The organism is Chitinibacter sp. ZOR0017 (assembly GCF_000799095.1).
GTDB lineage: Bacteria > Pseudomonadota > Gammaproteobacteria > Burkholderiales > Chitinibacteraceae > Chitinibacter > Chitinibacter tainanensis.
Genome location: NZ_JTLG01000044.1, coordinates 151278 through 171295, shown reverse-complemented (window position 1 = coordinate 171295; position 20018 = coordinate 151278). Strand labels below are relative to the sequence as shown.

At 57.2% G+C, this 20018-nt stretch carries 13 protein-coding genes; 5 read left to right on the top strand and 8 right to left on the bottom strand.

Features of this window, described 5'->3' with window-relative positions; all coding sequences use genetic code 11:
• Nucleotides 1-69 precede the first annotated feature (69 nt).
• Both map and L991_RS13920 read left to right on the top strand, forming a co-directional pair.
• Complete coding sequence (gene map, locus L991_RS13925; protein ID WP_047396612.1) at nucleotides 70-879, top strand: type I methionyl aminopeptidase; 810 nt, start codon at nucleotides 70-72, stop codon at nucleotides 877-879.
• Between the two features lie 76 nt (nucleotides 880-955).
• Entirely contained in the window at nucleotides 956-3529 is a 2574-nt protein-coding gene (locus L991_RS13920; protein WP_231550565.1) for a [protein-PII] uridylyltransferase, read from the top strand.
• A gap of 140 nt (nucleotides 3530-3669) precedes the next feature.
• Here the strand turns inward: L991_RS13920 and purU are convergent, their stop codons facing one another.
• On the bottom strand, nucleotides 3670-4524 hold the full coding sequence (purU, locus tag L991_RS13915; protein ID WP_028450755.1) for a formyltetrahydrofolate deformylase: 855 nt from the start codon (nucleotides 4522-4524) through the stop codon (nucleotides 3670-3672).
• 76 nt (nucleotides 4525-4600) lie between these two features.
• Nucleotides 4601-4975: a hypothetical protein gene (locus L991_RS13910; RefSeq protein WP_047396608.1), complete on the bottom strand. Its 375-nt coding sequence runs from the start codon at nucleotides 4973-4975 to the stop codon at nucleotides 4601-4603.
• A gap of 90 nt (nucleotides 4976-5065) precedes the next feature.
• Between L991_RS13910 and L991_RS13905 the strand changes: the two genes are divergently transcribed.
• A complete protein-coding gene (locus L991_RS13905; protein WP_028450757.1) occupies nucleotides 5066-5530 on the top strand; it encodes a tRNA (cytidine(34)-2'-O)-methyltransferase in 465 nt (154 codons plus the stop codon).
• A 265-nt stretch (nucleotides 5531-5795) separates the two neighbouring features.
• On the opposite strand, the gene L991_RS13900 is transcribed toward L991_RS13905, so the two are convergent.
• On the bottom strand, nucleotides 5796-6185 hold the full coding sequence (locus L991_RS13900) for a group II truncated hemoglobin (protein ID WP_047396605.1): 390 nt from the start codon (nucleotides 6183-6185) through the stop codon (nucleotides 5796-5798).
• A 158-nt stretch (nucleotides 6186-6343) separates the two neighbouring features.
• On the opposite strand from L991_RS13900, the gene L991_RS16670 reads away from it, so the two are divergent.
• The gene (locus L991_RS16670) at nucleotides 6344-7975 is read left to right on the top strand and encodes a methyl-accepting chemotaxis protein (RefSeq protein ID WP_052190908.1); all 1632 of its coding nucleotides are present in this window, start codon (nucleotides 6344-6346) and stop codon (nucleotides 7973-7975) included.
• A 29-nt stretch (nucleotides 7976-8004) separates the two neighbouring features.
• Nucleotides 8005-11493 carry a bifunctional proline dehydrogenase/L-glutamate gamma-semialdehyde dehydrogenase PutA gene (putA, locus tag L991_RS13890; protein ID WP_052190907.1) on the top strand — a complete coding sequence of 1163 codons (3489 nt, stop codon included), beginning with the start codon at nucleotides 8005-8007 and terminating at the stop codon, nucleotides 11491-11493.
• A gap of 47 nt (nucleotides 11494-11540) precedes the next feature.
• Here the strand turns inward: putA and L991_RS13885 are convergent, their stop codons facing one another.
• From L991_RS13885 to dnaB, 5 genes are all read right to left on the bottom strand, one after another.
• Nucleotides 11541-12095 carry a phasin family protein gene (locus L991_RS13885; protein ID WP_028450759.1) on the bottom strand — a complete coding sequence of 185 codons (555 nt, stop codon included), beginning with the start codon at nucleotides 12093-12095 and terminating at the stop codon, nucleotides 11541-11543.
• Nucleotides 12096-12200: 105 nt separating this feature from the next.
• Nucleotides 12201-14531 carry a serine/threonine protein kinase gene (locus L991_RS13880; RefSeq protein WP_047396603.1) on the bottom strand — a complete coding sequence of 777 codons (2331 nt, stop codon included), beginning with the start codon at nucleotides 14529-14531 and terminating at the stop codon, nucleotides 12201-12203.
• A gap of 182 nt (nucleotides 14532-14713) precedes the next feature.
• A complete protein-coding gene (locus tag L991_RS17085) occupies nucleotides 14714-18031 on the bottom strand; it encodes a DNA translocase FtsK (RefSeq protein WP_231550564.1) in 3318 nt (1105 codons plus the stop codon).
• Nucleotides 18032-18033: 2 nt separating this feature from the next.
• Entirely contained in the window at nucleotides 18034-18405 is a 372-nt protein-coding gene (locus tag L991_RS13870; protein ID WP_052190906.1) for a cupin domain-containing protein, read from the bottom strand.
• 102 nt (nucleotides 18406-18507) lie between these two features.
• Nucleotides 18508-19956: a replicative DNA helicase gene (gene dnaB / locus L991_RS13865; protein WP_047396601.1), complete on the bottom strand. Its 1449-nt coding sequence runs from the start codon at nucleotides 19954-19956 to the stop codon at nucleotides 18508-18510.
• Nucleotides 19957-20018: the final 62 nt, after the last annotated feature.

The following is a 20018-nucleotide window of genomic DNA, read 5'->3' as shown; positions in this document are numbered from 1 at the left end:
CGCAGCGCAGTGTTATAATTGCGTAAAAATTGATCGCGGCTGCTGGCCAGCCCACCCACTGAGGATTCCATGAGCATCACCATTAAAACCGCTGAAGAAATCGAAAAAATGCGCGTTGCCGGCCGTTTGGGCGCCGAAGTACTCGATTACATCACCCCATTCGTTGTGCCTGGCGTGACCACCGGCGAGCTCGATCGCCTGTGCCACGAATACATGGTGAATGTGCAAGGCACCATCCCTGCCCCGCTCAACTACTGCCCGCCAGGATATATTCCGTATCCGAAATCGATTTGTACTTCGGTCAATAACGTGATTTGTCATGGTATTCCCAACGACAAACCGCTGAAAAACGGCGATGTGGTTAATCTTGATATCACCGTGATCAAAGACGGCTACCACGGCGACAATAGCCGGATGTTTCTGGTGGGCGATGCGGTGCCGGCGCATGCCAAACGCCTGTCGCAAGTGACATTCGATTGCATGTGGATCGGCATCGAGCAAGTGAAACCTGGCGCGCGACTGGGCGATATTGGCGCCGCCATTCAAAAATACGCCGAAAAAGCCGGCTACTCGGTCGTGCGCGAATTCTGCGGCCATGGCATTGGCGCGGTGTTTCACGAAGAGCCGCAAGTGCTGCACTATGGCAAAGCCGGCACTGGCCCCGAGCTAAAGCCGGGCATGATTTTCACCATCGAGCCGATGATTAACGCCGGCAAGCGTGAGATCAAACAAATGAACGACGGCTGGACGATTGTGACCAAAGATCGCAGCCTATCGGCCCAGTGGGAACACACGATTCTGGTGACCGAGACTGGCTACGAAGTGCTAACCGTGTCAGCGGGTACGCCGGCCAAACCAGAGAAATACCTGCTGGGGTAATCTCAGCAAAGCTTTACAAATCGGGTATTGCAGCGCAATACCCTTTTTTATGTCCATCGCCGTCGCAGGATTATCTATGCGCTCCGTCACCGCCATCCGCCAAAGCTACGCCAGCAGCAAAACCGAGTTGCAAGCGCGTTTTACAGAACCTGCCAAAACCGCGCCGCTGTTGAGCGAGCTAGCCAGCCTCACCGACCAAACGCTGAGCGAGCTATGGAATCGACATGAATTTGCCTGCGAGGTATTGCTCGCTGCGGTAGGTGGCTATGGGCGTGGCGAGCTATACCCCTACTCCGACATCGATTTACTGATTTTACTGCCCGATCAACCCAGCCCGGCGCTGCTGGAAAAACTCGAGATTTTTGTGGGCGAGCTCTGGGATATCGGGCTGGAGGTTGGCCACTCGGTGCGCACGCTGGCCGATTGCCTGAATGAAGCCGAAAAAGACATCACCGTGCAAACCGCGCTGCTGGAGGCTCGTCTGCTGGTGGGCGATACCGCCCGCTTTAGCCAGTTTCTGGATACCGTGCACCGGCATATCGATCCGAAAGAATTTTTCGACGCCAAACTGATCGAGCAGCAAGCCCGCTACGGCCGCTTTCAAAACGCCACCTACAAGCTCGAACCCAATATCAAGGAAGCCCCGGGTGGCTTGCGTGATTTGCATCTGATCGGCTGGATTGCCGCCAGCCAGCGGCTGGGCCGCGATTGGCATGCGCTGGCGGCCATGGGCATGCTCACCGACGAAGAAAACCGCAAGCTGTGCGAAGCCGAGCGCGTGCTGCGCACTTACCGCATCGCCCTGCACTGGCGCGCCAAACGGCGGGAAGACCGGATTTTATTTGATTACCAACATCCGCTGGCCAAAGCCTTCGGGCTGGATGATCTGGCCAGCGCCGGGCGGATTACCCAGCGCGCCTCGGAAGCCTTTATGGCCGAATACTATCTGGCCGCGCGGATTGTGACGCAGCTGGTGCCGGTGTTGCTGCATGCACTGCGGGCGCGGATTTTCTCGCAAATCGGCACCAAGCCACTGCCGATTTGCGCCGATTTTCAGATTCGAGATGGGCTGCTGGAAACCATTGACCCGGATTTATTCACCTGCAAACCCTCCAGCATGCTGGCGCTGTTTCTGCATTTCGAGCAGCGCCGCGAAGCCAGCGATATCGCACCGGCCACGCTGCGGGCGCTGTGGCATGCGCGGCATTTAATCGATGATGATTTTCTGGCCGAAGCGCATAATCGCCAGCTCTTTATCGCACTGTTTCGCGAGCCGCGCGGCCTTACCCGTATTTTGCGGCGCATGAATCAATATGGGGTGCTGGGGCGCTATATCCCCGAGTTTGGCGATATTGTTGGGCGGATGCAGCATGATCTGTTTCATGTGTATACGGTGGATGAACACACGCTGATGGTGCTGCGCAATGTGCGCCGCTTTGCCGTGACCGCCTTTACCCATGAATATCCGCTCTGTTCGCGCCTGCTGGCCGAATTTGAGCGGCCCGAAGTCATCTATCTGGCGGCGCTATTTCACGATATCGGCAAAGGCCGCGGCGGCGATCATTCGCTGCTGGGCGCCGAGATTACCCGCCAGTGGGTGGCGCGCCATCCGTTGCCCGAGGCCGACCGCGAGCTGATCGTCTGGCTGGTGACGCACCATCTCACCATGTCTTCAGTCGCGCAAAAACAGGACGTTTACGATCCGGAAGTCATCGCCGAATTTGCCGCGCTGGTGAAAGATCAGCGGCATCTGAATGCGCTGTACCTGCTCACCGTAGCGGATATTCGCGGCACCAGCCCGAAAGTATGGAACGCCTGGAAAGCCAAGCTGCTGGAAGACCTATTTAAAGGCACCGCCCGCTATCTGAATAGCCAGAATATCACCGCGCATTCCTGGCTGGCCGAGCGGCAGGATGAGGCTTTGCGCCTGCTGCGGCTGTATGGCTTTCGCAGCGATGCGCATCAACCGTTCTGGAAGCTGCTGGATACCGTGTATTTTCTGCGCCAGGATGCCCGCGATATTGCCTGGCACACCCGCGTATTGCTCAACCGTATGCATGCCACCGAGCCCACCGTCAAAGCCAAGCTGTCCGAGTCCGGCGAAGGCCTGCAGGTGGTGGTGTATACGCTGGATCAACCCGATCTGTTTGCGCAGATTTGCAGCTTTTTCGAGCACGCCGGCTACAGCATTTTTGATGCACATATCCACACCACCACGCACGGCTATGCGCTGGACACCTTCTACGTGTTTATCCCCGATAGCCGCCATGCCTCGTATCGCGATCTGATCAATTACGTGGAATTCGAGCTGGCACAGCGCATCGCCAAAAAACTGCCGCTCCCCGCCGCACCCAGCGCGCGGCTATCGCGCCAGCAAAAGCATTTTCCGGTAAAGCCGCATGTGCAGATTCGCGCCGATGAAAAAGGCAAATTTCATATTCTGTCGGTGGCGGCTGGCGATCGGCCCGGGCTGTTATCCACCATTGCGCGGATTTTGGCCGCCAAGCGGATCGAGATTCAGTCGGCCAAGATCATGACTTTGGGCGAGCGGGCGGAAGATCATTTTCTGATTACCGGCAGCGTGCTCAACGACGAGCGCGCCTTGCTGCAGCTGGAAAACGATCTGCTGCAAGCGCTGAGCCCGAATTAACAACAAAGGGGTATTGCCCGCCAAGCCTTAACCCCAAAGGCCTAGCCAGCAATACCCCTGTTTGATTTACAGCAAGCCATTCCCGCTGCCCCGTGCACGTTAGTGTACGCAGCCGGCGGCCAAGGCGTTTAGTTGAACGTTTAGTTGAAAATCACGGTTTTGTTTGAATACACCAGCACGCGGTGTTCCAGATGCCAGCGCACCGCCCGCGACAGCACCACGCGTTCCAGATCGCGGCCTTTTTGAATCAGGGCTTCGACATCATCACGGTGTGAAATGCGCGTGACGTCTTGCTCGATAATCGGGCCATCGTCGAGGATTTCGGTCACGTAGTGGCTGGTGGCGCCAATCAGCTTCACGCCACGGGCAAACGCGCGGTGATACGGCTTGGCACCGTCAAATGCCGGCAGGAAGCTGTGGTGAATATTGATTACGCGCTGCGGGTAGGCGGCGGTGAATTCATGGCTTAACACCTGCATATAGCGTGCCAGCACGATCAGATCGATGCCTTTTTCGGCCAGCAGCGCGCGCTGCTGCGCTTCGGCGGCGGCTTTATTGTCTTTGTTGACGGCAATAACGTGGTATTCAATGCCGTAAAACTCGGCCAGCGCGCGGCAATCTTCGTGATTGGAAATAATCAGCGGAATTTCGCATTTCAGTTCGCCGCTCTTGTAGCGATGCAGCAAATCCACGAGGCAGTGATCGTATTTAGAAACGAAAATTGCGACTTTTTGCGCTTTATTCGACAGCGCAACTTTCCAGGTCATGCTAAAGCGGTCGGCAATCGGCTGAAAGGCCGCAGCAAACGCATTCATGTCCAGCGTGAAGTCGGCCAGATCCCACTCAATGCGCATCAGAAACAGATTATCGGTGTTGTCCTGATGTTGATCGGAATGAACGATATTGGCGTTGTAGGTAAACAGGAAATTGGCAATCGCAGCCGAAATGCCTTTCTGATCAGGGCAGCTGATCAGCAGCGTGGCGGTATGAGTCATACGAGAACAGTCTTTGGCAAAATAAATTTGCTCTCGATTCTATCAGCCCCACCCCGGATCGGACAGCGAAATAGCCCTAGATTTGCGCAGAATCAGCCCGCGCCAGCTGCGCTGTGCGCGCCCGCTGTTGGCCGACTTCCAGTTGTGCCGCCAACAGCCAATGCCCCAACTGCGCAGGAGCACAGCTGGCGGGGAGTTCAGCCTGCCAGCGCCAACCATTGGGCGCGTGCCGATCACGCCGTAAGGCCAGCGGCCAGCCGTGCTGGGCTGCGTAGCAGGCCGCGGCAAAACCTTGGGTGCGCGCCGGATTAAACGGCGTGGCATCCGGTGCGGGCAGCCAGTGATCGAGCGCACGAAACAGCAAGGCCAGCGTTTGCGCAGGACTCAGCCCATCGGCCCGCGCCATGGCTGCGGTGGCCTGCAAGATTTCCTGCGTCAGTGGCACGCTCATACACGCACTCCCAGCTCGATGGAATCTCAGTGTAGAATCAGCGCCCTGCCCGTCAAGGGTAAATCTATTTGTCTTGCACCACGGATCACCATGTTTGAGATTGTCCTCTACCAGCCCGAAATTCCGCCCAATACCGGCAATATCATTCGTCTGGCCGCCAATACCGGTGCGCGCCTGCATCTGGTCAAGCCACTGGGTTTTCCGCTGGACGATACCAAAATGCGCCGCGCGGGGCTGGATTACCATGAATACGCCGAGATGCAAGTGCACGAAGACTGGGCCGCCTGCCGCGCCGCACTAGCCGGGCGGCGCTTTTTTGCTGGCACCACCAAGGGCTCGCAGCGCTTTGATACCGTGAGCTATGCCCCCGGGGATGTGCTGGTATTTGGGCCCGAGAGCCGTGGCCTACCGGCCGAAATCTTGGCCGAATTCGCGCCGGGCGAGCGTATCCGCCTACCGATGCTGCCCAATAACCGCAGCCTGAATCTGGCTAACGCCGTGGCCATCACAGTGTATGAAGCCTGGCGGCAAAATGACTTTGCCGGCGGCCAATAAAAAAGGATACCCAGTCGGGTATCCTCAGGCTGCTGGCCAAGTGGAAGAACAATCCTCTGCGAGTCGGAGCAAAGCCGAGCCTAGGGAATAAGGCGTTTAGTCTGCAGCCTTGATGTTCTATTCCCACCCCACCCGTCCCCTCCTTGAGGGGAGCCTCGCTTCGCGAGTGAGCTTTGTTATTAATCTACAGATACCCCATTTAGGTATCCTCTTTAAAATCAATCCAGCTAATACTTACAGGGCAATACCCCTGTAATAATCCAGTTTATTGGTTACGCATAAAATCGGCAGTGCGGAAAAACGCTTCTTCCAGATGGCTGCGCACTTCGGTCGGCATCGGGGTGTCGTTCATTGCCTGATACATGCACAGCAACCACTGATCCCGCTCGGCCTCACCAATCGCAAACGGCATATGCCGGGCACGCAAGCGCGGATGGCCATATTTTTCGATAAATAACTGCGGGCCACCCAGCCAGCCAGATAAAAATTCGAATAGTTTTTCCCGAATCAAGCCAGTGTCAGCGCCATGCATGGCCTGAATTGTCGCTGCGCGCGGGTCGCTCGCCATCAGGTCATAAAAGCGATCAACCAGCTGACGCAACACTGGCGCGCCACCGAGTAATTCATACGGCGTTAATTCTGTGACCTGGGTCATGCTCAAGCTCGGTAAACAGCAAAAAGCCGATTTTACCCGATTCACCGCAAGCTCACCTGACCGTTGAAATATGACATTTTTATGAAATCATCACCGTAACTTGCAGAATGCTTAAGCCAACCTAGACTGATGATTAAATGACTAATTCGGAGTCGCTCATGTCGTCCAAACTCACCATTGCCGCCAAAATCACGCTCGGTTTTGTGGTTATGATCGTATTAATTATCGCCGTAGGCTTGGCCGGCCTGATGGGCTTGCGCCAATCGGCCAATGTAGTGCAAGAACTCTTAAGCACCGATCTGGAATATGGCATTGCGATGAATGAGCTGGGCGAAAATGTGCTGCATTTACGCCGCTTTGAAAAAGACCTATTTATTAATTTGAGCAATCCGGAAAAAGTAAAAGAATACAAAACCAAATGGGATAAAACCCTAGGCGACGCCAAAGCCGCACTTGATAAAGCCGCGCCGGTCGCCAACGATGAGCGCAAAAAAGCCATCGCCGAGCTGCAAACCGGGCTCGATGATTACGCCAAGGCCTTTAATGAAGTCGCTGGTGAAGTCGCCGCCGGCAAATACGCCAGCACCGGCGAAGCCAATCAGGCCTTTGATAAACACAAAGCAGTCGTACGCAAACTCGGTGAAGACTCCGCCGAACACGCCAAAGAAGCGATGACGGCAGTGAAGGCGATTGCCGGCAAAGTCGAAGCCCAGCGAGCGGCCACCAATCAAATCACAATTGTGCTGCTGCTCTTGGCGATTGCGGCCGCAGTGATTGCCGCCGTGGTGATTTCACGCAGCGTGCGCCAGCCATTGAATCAGATGCAGCGTGATATTGATGAAATGGACCGCACCGGCCATATTGGCCGTCGCCTCACCGCCAATCAGCATGATGAAATCGGCCAAACCTCTACCGCACTAAATCGCCTGTTTACTGGCATGTGCGAAGTAATTGGCCTAGCCAACCGCAATTCGGGCGAGCTATTGAGCGCGGCGCGCGAGCTCACCAATGCCTCGGAACAAATTGCCCAAGCTTCGCGCCAACAGGCGGAAGCATCTGCTTCGACGGCTGCCGCGGTGGAGCAGATGTCGGTCAGCGTCAACATGATTGCCGATAACACCCTCACCATGGAAAGCGAAGCGCGCGAGGCCTCGGTCACCGCCAGCGAAGGTACGGCGATTGCCAAAAAAGCCGCGGTAGAGATCAACCAGATTGCCGATTCGATCAATCGCTCGTCTGAAACCATTGTGCAGCTGAATCAACGCTCGGATGAAATTGGCAGCATTGCCATGGTGATTAAAGACATTGCCGATCAAACCAATCTGCTGGCGCTCAATGCCGCGATCGAAGCGGCGCGGGCCGGCGATTTGGGGCGTGGTTTTGCGGTGGTGGCTGATGAAGTGCGCAAATTGGCCGAGCGCACCACGCAAGCCACGGTTGAGATCACCAGCAAAATCGACTCGGTACAACGCGATACGTCGCTCGCCGCAGAGGGCATGCGCTCCGCTGGGCAGTTGGTAGAAAGCGGCGTGCGCAGCACCGAAAGTGTGGCCGATGCCTTAAGCGCCATCGAAAACGTCACCCGCCGCAGTGTGGAGCACATTGGCAGCATTAGCGGCGCCATCAAAGAGCAAAGTATTGCGAGCCAGGAAATCGCCCGCAATGTGGAGAAAATCGCGCAGGTCAGCGAGGAAAACCATAGCGCCGCCGAAAACACCAATCAACTAGCCGGCCGCCTAACCCAGATTGCCGAAGGTCTGGATAAAACCATTCGCCGCTTTACGGTATAAGCACTGCGCCCACGGGCCAAGGGACCCATATGCTGCGCTTGCCCACTGCCCTCTTTGATTTACCGCGCGATTTACTCGCGCTGACGCAATTGCGCGCGGCCGACGAAGCGCGCTTGGCAGGCCAGCAGCCTTGCACCTGCATACTGGGCAGCGAACAGCAATTACGGGCCGATGCCATGGGGCATTTGCTGAGCCAGAAAGTGCGCCAGCTACGCCAAGCCACTGGTGGGCTGGATGCCTTGCTGGCACAGTTTCCGCTGCATACCCCGGCTGGGCGCGCATTATTAAATCTAGCCGAAGGGGTGCTGCGCATCCCGGATGATGCGGCCGTTTCGACCTTAATTGCCGAGCAGCTGCATGCCGCCGATTGGCATGCCCTACGTGGGCAAAGCCCTTCCTGGCAAATCAATTTGGCCACTTTGGGTCTGGATTTGGCCGAAAGTTGGTCGTCTAGCTTAACTGATCCGCTGATTCGCGAATCGATCCGCCATGCGCTGTTGCGGCTGGCGAACCAATTTGTGATTGCGGATCACATTCAAGAGGCCTTACAACAACAAGCCAGCGAATTTCGCTATTCATTCGATATGCTGGGCGAAAGCGCAATGAGCCAGAGCGAAGCGCGGCGCTATGGAGAAGCCTATGCCCAAGCCATTGAGGCGGTGGGCCAATACAGCCAGGGGGCTGGGTATTTTGGCCCCAGTGTTTCGGTGAAACTCTCGGCCTTGCATCCGAAATTTCAGCTTGAGCAGGCCGACGCAGTCCAAGAGCAACTCTACCCACAGCTGTATGCCTTAGCCGAGCGCGCGATGCAGCTGGATATTGGGCTCACCATCGATGCCGAAGAAAGCGCACGCCAGCTCTTAACCCTACAGCTTTTTGCCCGACTGATGCACGAGCCCAAACTGCGCGAATGGGCAGGGTTGGGGATTGCGGTACAGGCTTATCAAAAAAACGCGCTCGAGGTGGTGAAATGGCTGAATAAGCTAAGCCGCGAGCTACACAAACCGATTAGTGTCCGCCTCGTTAAAGGCGCGTATTGGGATAGCGAAATCAAACTGGCGCAGCAAGCCGCCTTAAGCCACTATCCGGTCTGGACCGAAAAAAGCCGCACCGACCAGCATTATCTAGCCTGCGCGCAAGTACTATTGCAGGCGCCGCACCGTATTTTTCCTCAGTTTGCCACCCACAATGCCTTTACCATCGCCCAGCTGCATTTAATGGGCGAGCAGCAGCAATTTGAATATCAGGCCTTGCTGGGCATGGGCGAAGGCCTTTACCAAGCCGCCAGTGAAATGGGCATTGAACGCCCTTGCCGCCTGTATGCGCCAGTGGGCGATAGCCGCCAGTTGTTGCCCTACTTGGTACGCCGTTTCTTAGAAAACGGGGCCAATACGTCGTTTATGCATCAACTGTTTCACCCTCCGGTGGCTCCGCCCACTGCCAGCAAACGCTTAAAACCGCCCAATAAACTGTATTTGCCCCGCGAGACGCCCGCGCAAATCGACCCGGCGATGCTGGCGCAATGGCAAACCCGCATCGCCAGCATTAATGAACATACTAGCACCCAGTATCTAGCCACAGGGATTATTCATCAATACACTGCAAGCAATACCCCTAAAATTGATTGCTTCAATCCCGCCCAAAATACCGACCGACTTGGCGCCTATTGCCCCAGTCAACTGGCCGAGATTAATGTCGCCTTTGCTGCGGCCGAAGCCGCCGCCTCGCGCTGGCGCCTAACGCCCGTGTTGCAACGCGCGCAAGCGCTAGAGCAGACCGCGAATTTGCTGGAGCAGCAAGCCGCGCCCTTGCTCAATTTATTGGTGCGCGAAGCGGGCAAAACTTGGCGTAATGCCGAGCAAGAGCTGCGCGAAGCCATTGATTTTTGTCGCTACTACGCACAGCAAGCCCGCCAGCATTGGCTACAGCAAGCACCGCAGCCATTGGGCGTTTTGGTGGCAATTAGCCCGTGGAATTTCCCGCTGGCCATTTTTACGGGCCAAATTGCCGCGGCGCTGATTGCCGGCAATCCGGTGCTGGCCAAGCCGGCCCCAGAAACGCCGCTGATTGCCAGCCTGGCCGTGCAATGCTTCCACCGCGCCGGCATCGGCACCGATGTACTGCAATTGCTGCTAGGTGGCGCAGACGTGGGCGCAGCGCTTACGCTCGATCATCGCTGCCAGGGGGTGGCCTTTACCGGTTCGCTGACTAGCGCCAGGAAAATTGAGCAGGCGATTGCTGCATTTGGCGCTGACCGCGTGCTGGTAGCCGAAACCGGCGGGGTGAATATTCTGTTGGCCGACAACACTGCCCACCCGGAGCAATTATTACGTGATCTGGTTCAGTCGGCCTTTGATAGCGCTGGCCAGCGCTGCTCGGCCGCCCGTATTTTGTGTATTGAGGAGCCACTAGCCAGCCAAATCTTGCCGCGCTTGCGCGAGATGCTGGCTGAGCTCTGTGTCGGCGACCCCAGCGAATTAGCCACCGAAATGGGGCCGCTGATTTCTGCAGCCGCCAAACAACGGGTTGAAGCGCGTATCCAGGCCTGGCAAAGCCAAGGTTTAGCGGTGTGGCGTACTCGCAGCGTGCTGCCAAGCAGTGGGCATTATCTCAGCCCCACACTCGTTGAAATTACGGACCTCAAGCAAGCGGGCGGCGAAGTATTCGGCCCGGTGCTGCAAGTGTTGCGCTATCCGCGCAAAGGCTTGGACAAACACTTACGTGATGTCGCGGCGCTGGGCGATGGCCTAACCATGGGCATACATACCCGACTGGAAGAAACCATTCAGCGCTGTCGAGCGCTGTGCCCGGTCGGCAATGTGTATATCAATCGCAATCAGATTGGCGCGCTGGTGGGGGGGCAACCCTTTGGGGGGCTCGCGGGCTCAGGCACAGGCCCGAAAGCCGGCGGCCCGTGGGCGATCTGGCGCTGGACTCGCGATGGCGATCCCTGCCAGCCGCATTATGCAGAGCTCGCCGACACATTCAGTTTCCTGCGCAGCCTCAGTGGGTTGTGGCCGGATCTGGATCAGAGCGTTGATCTGGAAATCTTATGGGAGGACGCAGCCCGGCGCAGCCCACTCGGCCAGCCACTGCCCTTGCCCGGCCCGACCGGTGAAGACAATACCCTGCACTATCAAGGGCGCGGTTTGGTCGCCTGCTTGGGGCATAGCGAATGGCTGCGGCTGCAGCAAGCGGGTATCGCCTTGCTCACCGGCAATACACCGGTATTACCTGCGACAGACCGTATTCAAGATTGGGCGCGCAAATTAGGTGAGCGGGTCATCTTTTGTGCCGAACCGCTCGCCGAACAACTGGCCGCGGCGATGTACAGCGGCCCCGATGCGCACCTGCTGCGACAGCAATTGGCTAAGCGCAGCGGCGCGATTGTGCCGCTCATTTTGCCATTTGAAGATGGGCATTGGCCGCTTTATCAGCTGGTGGCCGAAATCACCGTCAGCCGCAATACCGCCGCGCAGGGCGGCGATATCGGTCTGCTAACCCAGCTGGCTCAATAAAAAAGCCACACCCTAGGGTGTGGCTCTATTTAGATCTGCTCAGCAGCTTAAGCGGCTTTATTGCCCGCTTTGCTGGCGGCAGCCACTGATTTGGCGCCAGTTTCAACTGCAGCCACAGTCGCTTCGGTCAGGTTAGCCGCGATGCGCTGGCTGGTTTTTTGTACGGTATCAAATGCAGTGTTGGCGCTTTCAACCGCGTTTTTCAGCAGTGCCACAGCGGCGCTACCAGCTGGCGCTTGTTGCGCAGCTTGTTCCAGTGAAGATACCAGGTTTTTGTTGAATTCCAGTACTTGCTCTTCGATCAGTTTGTTCAGCTCGGCTTGCGTGCTGCTCGCAGCTTCGTACACAGTGCGGGCTACAGCGATGGTTTTTTCAACGCTAGGCTGAGTCAGGGTTTTTTGCAGATCAACCAGCTCTTGAACTGATTTAACTTGTGACAGTGATTTAGCTGTTTCAGCATTTTCGGCCAACAGATCACGAGCCAGTGACAGTTGCAGCTGGAACAGGCGCTCAGCACCACCCAGCGCGATATTCGTCAGGCGCAGTGATTTTTCCAGATTGGCTTGATTCAGTTCAGCAAATTGTTTCTGAGTGGCAAACATGGCAATCTCCAGGTAAGTTTGTGCATCGCAACAATTGCATTGTTGCTGCTTGCCTCCGCGAGGTCAAGCATTATTTTGTGCGTCGCACAAAAGTTCACACAAACATCATCCTGCGGCAAACTGCTTTTGCCGGATCGCTAAAATCGCCTGATTGCGCAAGGTTTTAAGTAAATTCAACTGCTCATGTGGCAACTGCAGTGAATGCGCGGCCAGCCGGTCGGCGTAAAACAGCCCCAATGGCTTTTTATCAATAATCACCGGAAACACAATCAGCGATTTGGCCGCCGAAGCACTGCGATACCAGGCCGGAATGCGCTGGCTGATGCTTTCGGCATCGATGTCTTCAATCAGTACATCAGCGCCCTTTTGCATCACCAGCTGAAACACATCGTGCACCGGTGCCAGCGGATAGCTAAATTGCCGCTGCAGCGCTTCAATGTCATCGCCAAAGCCAAAGCGGGCTACCATCAAACCGCGCTTGATGTCACGGGTGCAAAACAGCACATGATCAAAACCAATGCTGCGATACATCGTTTCTAAAATCATCCGTAGTACATCGTTGAGGTTGTAATCGCCAACGAGGGTACTGGTAATGTCTTGAATGCCAGCCGAGAGCACCGCCGCCGGATTGGCCAACGTGCCATTGGCCGTGGTCGAGACCTGGATATCTGCCAGCTCGGATGGGGCCGCGGGGGCCGCCACCGGCTGGCGCCCCACCATGGCTCGCAGTTGATTAGCAAACTTGGTGGGGCCTGGGTCTATCCCCAGCACCGATAGATAATTGAGGTATTGCTCAGCCGCTTCTTGCATCAGATCATGCAGATCGCGCTCTTTCCAGCTCACCGCGGCGGCATAGCGTTTACTGAGGCCTGCTAAATGGCCTGCGGCAACCTGCGGGCTTTGTGCCAGAGTAGGCAACAAATCACCGGCCAGATTGGCAAAAACCCGCAAACGCTCCCCCTGATTGGCCGGCTCGCGCACTTTGGTCTCTGGTAAAGGACGCATGCTGGTGACAATGCGATCGGGGAAGTTCCATTCTTTTGCAATCGCCTCGCCCAATTCGGCATAGCCTACGCCCAATATCGCCTGCGCAGCCAGCGTTTCGGCCTCGCCGGTTTGGGCCACCCGTTTCATGATTTCAACGCTTTCTTCGTTGAAATAAAAATGCGTGAGCAAACGGCCCAAATGTTGAAACATGCCGCAAATCAGCGCTTCTTCGGTATCACGCCAACCCGATTTATCGGCTAGCCGCCGACAGAGTACGCCACCAAAGAAGATCTCCAGCACCACATCACGCAGGCGGGCGGCATGGCCTTTGTTCTGCATGTGCTCAAACAGCAGCAAAGTCACCGCCAGACTGCGAATACGATCAAAGCCCAAAATCACGATCGCCCGCGAAATGGTACTAATGGTGCCGCCAAACTGGCCAAAGCTGGCCGAATTCACCATTTTTAACAGCTTATTCGTCAGCGAAATATCATGCAAAATCACGCCCGATAGACTCTGTATGCGTTCCGCTTCAGAATCATCCACCCGATTAATCGCCTGAATGGTCTGCGATAGCGCTGGAAAATCGGCCGAATGGCGCATACGGCGGAGCAAAAATTCAATCGTGCTGTGCCGACCATCATTGGCGGCGGCTCCCGCTTCACCGCTTTGCTCGAGCCAATCGAGCAGGGCTACCCGCATTTCGCCAGCATCGGCAAAGCGCGCCTGCGGGTCTTTAAACAGCGCCGTGAGCACCAGATGATCGAGCTGGTCATTAATCTGGCTATTCAGGCTAGAGGGCGGCGCGACCGTGGCCGAGACGGTTTTATGCAACATGGCAAACATCGACTCGGCTTTCACGACCGGCTGGCCGGTCAGCATCTGGTACAGCATCGCCCCGCAAGCAAATACATCGGCCTGAGCATTGACCGGCAGATTACTGATTGCTTCTGGGGCAATATAACCCACGGTGCCATTCAGCTGTGGGTCGCGCTCGCCGGCGCTACTAGCCACCCCAAAATCCATAATCCGCGGCCGATCGTGCTCATCCAGCATGATGTTTTGCGGCTTCATATCCCGATGCACAATGCCGCGCTGATGCGCGGCATACAGGCCTTCCAGCACCGCAGCCATGAGTTTTACCGCCGCTACCGGCTCCAGCGGCCCTTGCCGCTGCAAGCGGGCGGCCAGGGTTTCTCCGGCCACATATTCAAACACCAGACAGGGATGCTGCTCATGGGCAAAGGCATCGTGCAGCGTCACCAGATTGGGGTGATTCAGTTGGCTGATCATGCGCGCTTCGCGCAAAGCCTCAACCGGCTGGGTGTGCAATACCTTGAGGGCCACTGGCCGGTTTAACTGGGTATCGGTCGCCAAATACACCAAACCCTGCGCACCTTGCCCGAGTTTTTTCTCGGCCACGAAGCGACCATCGGCAAACGATTTCATCTCTCATCCAGACTTTGTGCTTTTATTCTGAAATCATAGCCTGCTTTGTGACTTAGATTACAGGACTATCGTGGAAGCAGCGCCGGCTGTGGCTTGGCAGCAGCAAAAATGCCGTTCGCATGGCGATTTTCAGGCAAAAAACAACCCGCCGTAGCGGGTTGGGAAGTGAAAGTGGTATTAAACTATTCGTGCGATGGCACCAGCACGCTGCGATTACCATTGCTTTCCATGTTGCTTACGATCCCAGCAGCTTCCATCTGCTCAATCAGCCGCGCTGCGCGGTTGTAACCGATGCGAAACTGCCGCTGCACCGCCGAAATCGACGCCCGCCGGCTACGAATCACATGGGCCACCGCTTCGTCATACAACGGATCGCTCTCTTCTCCCTCCGCCACGCTGCCGCTCCCATTGCTAGCTTCAGCCTCGTTGGCGGGGTACAGCACCCCTTCGATGTAATCCGGTTCGCCCAGCTGTTTCAGGTATTCAACCACGCAATGCACTTCGGCATCATCGACAAACGCACCGTGCACGCGCTGCGGATAACCGGTGCCGGGCGGCAGGAACAACATATCACCCTGCCCCAGTAAAGCCTCGGCGCCCATCTGATCCAGGATGGTGCGGCTGTCCACTTTGCTCGACACCTGAAAAGCCAGCCGGGTCGGAATATTGGCCTTGATCAGCCCGGTAATGACATCCACCGACGGGCGCTGGGTGGCCAAAATCAGGTGTATACCGGCGGCGCGGGCTTTTTGTGCCAGCCGCGCAATCAGCTCTTCAATTTTCTTACCGGCCACCATCATCAAATCGGCAAATTCATCCACCACCACTACAATCAGCGGCAGCTTTTCCAGTGGCTCGGGTTGCTCGGGCGTGAGCGTAAACGGATTGCTTAGTTTTTCGCCGCGTGCGGCGGCTTCGGCCAGTTTCTGGTTGTAGCCGGCCAGATTGCGCACGCCCAACGCACTCATCAGCCGGTAGCGTTTTTCCATTTCGCCCACACACCAATTCAGCGCATTGGCCGCCAGCTTCATATCGGTCACCACCGGCGCCAGCAGGTGCGGAATGCCCTCGTACACCGATAGCTCCAGCATTTTCGGGTCGATCATGATCATGCGCACTTCATCGGGCGTGGCTTTAAACAGAATGGACAGAATCATCGCATTCACACCAACCGATTTACCCGAGCCGGTGGTACCGGCCACCAGCATATGCGGGGTTTTGGCCAAATCTGTCGCCACCGGAATACCGCTAATGTCTTTACCCAGCGCGATGGTTAAGGGTGAGCTTTGCTGCTGATATTCGGGCGAAGACAGAATTTCGGATAGCCGAATCATCTGCCGGCTTGGGTTGGGCAGCTCCAGCCCCATGCAGGTTTTGCCCGGAATGGTCTCCACCACCCGCACCGAAGCCAGGCCCAGCGAACGCGCCAAATCTTTGGCCAGATTCACCACCTGCGCGCCGCGCACCCCGGTAGCCGGCTCAACCTCAAAGCGGGTAATCACCGGGCCGGCATAGGCATCTAGCACACTGACTTTGACTTTAAATTCATTGAGCTTTTCTTCAATCAGAATACTGCGTTCCAGCAGCTCTTCTTGCGTCACCGGGATCGCCTGCGCGGCTGGTGGACGCAGTAATTCCAGCGGCAGGCACAATCCATCTTCGGTGCGCCACTGATTTGTGTTGGCTTTGGGCGCTGCCGCAAGTTCATCAGGCCGTAAAAACTGGCTGGGGCGCGCGACCGGCGTTTCGGCCGCTGGGGTCAGTGCCGACTCCACATACCCAATAGGGGCATCACTCTCAAACGGCGGATTATCAAGTGCTGCAGGCAATACCTCTGCAGGAGACAACCAATGGTTCACCCCCTGTTTTGAGCTCGTGTGCAAGGGCTGACTCTGCGGCTGAATCCATTGCGTTGCCACCGGCGCGAGCGGCTCTGCCAGCTCCGGCGCGATAGGCGGGTAATATTGCTCGTCGCTTAGATGCGCAAACGGATCAAGCTGAGGAGCAGTTTCAGTGGCTGATGTGCTCGCCTCACTGACTACTTCAGCCGGATGCACACTGGGCGTAGCCACTACGGCGCTCACCGCAGCCGGCGCGGCCACCGCTGCACCGGGCACTTGAAACACGCGAATCACTTCCGGCGCCGGCGCCCGGGCGATGGGCGTGCTCGGTAACTCCGCGGCATGGGCGGCTGGAGTGACTGCCACAGCCGTAGTTTTGCCGGCTGCAGGATGATTTGGCGCAGCAGGTGCCACCGGTGCAGGGCTATGCGGTGCCGCAGCGACGGCAGCGGGCCGCGCGGCTGGGGCGGGAGCATCCGCGCGCGCATGGCGCACTTCGCTCGGCGCCAGCTTGGCCGACGGGCGCTTATTGGCGTGAATATCCTGCAGGCGCTCGCGAATTTCTTCAGGCTTGATCACCGGCAAGGGCTCAACCGGCTCTGCAGGCGGCAGCTTGGCGCCTTCCAGCGTTAATTTGCGCGCGCTGCGCTCCAGATTGCGCTGGATGTGCTGCATATCAATCACCGGCAATTCACGCCGCTGCTTGCGTGGCCATTCGCGTACGGGCGGCGCGTATTGCAAAGGATCGGTGATCTGCGCGGGCGGGGCTTCGGTCGAAGCTACATCTGCGCTAAATTCAGTTGCGCGAGGCGCCGCCACGTTCGCCGTCGTTGCGCTCGCCACGGGCTCGGCGTTGACCTCGGCGGGGGGGCGCACTGATGTAGCGGCTTGCGTGCGCGGAGCTGCTGCTTGAACATCGCCGTTGGCTGTAGATGCCGCCGGCGGGCGGGGCGTGGGCGCCACCTCAGCCTGCGGCTGCACGCCCACGGGCGCGACAGGAGCAAACGCCGCGGGTGTTGCTGCAGCGTTGCGCGCCGGCGGGGTTAAGAATTCCGGATTGCGCGCCGTCGCTGGCGCCACCGCAGCTGCAGCCAAGGGCTCAGCTGCACCGGCAGCTGGCATACCTGCCTCAGTATGCCGATGCAGACCTTTCTCGTAATGAGCGCTGCGGATATACCCCTGCTCCGGTGCAAAATTCTCCTGCAGGATTTCCGCTTCGTCGGCAACGGCTGGCACCGTGGGCGCAGCAGAGCTGGCGGCTGGTTTGGCCGCCCGTGGGCCGAATAAGATGGCGTCGCTATCGAGCTCTGCCAGCTCGGCGGCAGAGTCTTTTTCGCGGCGCTGGGCCACTTGTTTCAGCTGCTCGGCGCCGCTTTGCCACGCTGCAGCGACTTTGGCGCCCAATTTGCTTGCCACCGGGCTGAGTAATTCTTTGGCCGACGAAAGGCCTTTGCTGGCCGCATCGGTAATTGGTGCAATCGGCAACGCAAACAGCGGGTCGAGCCGATCTTTAGTGGCCGGCTCGGTCTCACCCGGCGCAGCGGCTCTCTCACCTAAGCCAGACTCGGCAGCCGGTGGCGCTTTCGGTAGCTCCACCCCGGAGAGATCGCCTTCTAGTTTGCGATTCAGCGTGTCGAACAGCTGCTGAAATTTCTTCATCATTAACCTCGGGCGGAGCGATCAAGCACCACAAAATACTTGCGCACCGGTTCCAATACTTCAAAACGACCTTCAAAGCCGGCCGGAATCACCGCCGCTTCGCCCGCCGCCACGATCACGGCACTACCATCGGCACCGTGCAGGCAGACCTTGCCGCTGATCACGCAAAAAAATTCTTCTTTGTCGGCGGCAAAGCGAATTTGCCAGGCACCTACTTCGCACGCCCAAATCCCGCAGCTCAGTTGCCGATCGCTCGATTCGTAGTGTGTCCAGGTTTGGCGTTGCGGATTACCGCTCACCAGCCGCTCTGGGCGCGGGTAATCAATACTTACCGGCACGGTTTGCTGGAAATGGGTAATCGTTGGCGTATTCATGCGGTTTTTCCTCTACTGCGCGACAGCCCATCCTGCCGAAGGCAAGGCAATGGGCTGGCGTGCTTGAACGTTGATTACAGCGGCTGCAGATTGGGTCGCAGCTTACTCCAGATCACTATTCCAGCCATCTGGGCGCATCAGCGCATTATCAAAGCGCGAGTACATACCCTGAAAGACCAGCGGAATCCGCCCCACCGGGCCATTCCGGTGCTTGCCCAAAATGCACTCGGCCAAGCCTTTGTGCGGGCTGTCGGGGTTGTAGTATTCATCGCGGTACATAAACATGATCAAGTCCGCATCCTGCTCGATCGCCCCCGATTCACGCAAATCGGACATCATCGGGCGCTTGTCGGTCCGTTGCTCGACCGAACGCGACAATTGCGAGAGCGCAATAATCGGGCATTTCAGCTCGCGGGCCAGACCTTTGAGCGAACGCGAAATCTCGCCCAGCTCGGTGGCACGGTTTTGGTCTTTCGCGCCCGCGCGGCCGGCCATCAGCTGCAAGTAGTCGATCACAATCAAGCCCAATTGCCCACCACATTGGCGCGCCAAGCGGCGCGCACGGGTGCGCACATCCAGTGCGGTCAGCGCACCGGTTTCCTCGATAAACAGCGGCGCTTCCGAGAGCTTGCCCACGGCGTGGGTAAGCTTGAGCCAATCTTCATCCTCAAAGCGGCCGGTTTTGAGCTTATGCATATCGATTTTGCCCACCGAACCCACCATCCGCATCGCCAACTGGGCCGCGCCCATCTCGAGCGAGAAAATCGCCACCGGCAGCTTGCAATGAATGGCCACATTCTCGGCAATATTGACCGAAAACGCCGTTTTACCCATCGAAGGCCGGCCAGCCACAATAATCAGATCGCCGCCCTGCAGGCCCGATGTCATTTTGTCCAGATCGATAAAGCCGGTTGGCGTGCCGGTGACTTCGGATGGATTTTCTTGCTGATACAGATAATCGATACGCTCAACGATTTCTTTCAGAATCGGCGGCATGGTATGAAAACCCTGCTGCCCTTTGGCCGATTGCTCGGCAATCTGGAACACCTTGGATTCTGCTTCATCAAGCAGCTCTTTGGCATCGCGCCCATTCGGGAAATAAGTGGCGTCAGCAATATCGGTGGCCACACTGGCCAGCTGGCGCAGCACCGATTTCTCGCGCACGATTTCAGCGTAGCGCCGGATATTGGCCGCGCTAGGCGTGTTTTGCACCAGCGAGCCCAAGTACGACAGCCCACCCACGTAGGTCAGATCATTGGTAGTATCGAGCGATTCTTTAACCGTAATCACATCCGCCGGGCGGTTGTGCTCAATGAGCTTGATAATCGCCTGAAAGATCCGCCGATGGTCTTCGCGATAAAAATCCTGTTCGGTCAGGATATCCGCGATCCGGTCAAAGGCAGTGTTTTCCAGCATCAAACCACCCAGCACCGATTGTTCGGCCTCGACCGAATGCGGGGGCATCCGGAAGCTGGCGGTTTCATCCACCGGGGCCGGCTGACGGTAATCGGCTTGCGTGTCGTGTTCTAGCTCGGTAGGATATTCGTTCATTTTCACTCTATGGCGACAAAACGCGGCCTGATTTCCAGCACCGCGCGACATCGGTTAGCACC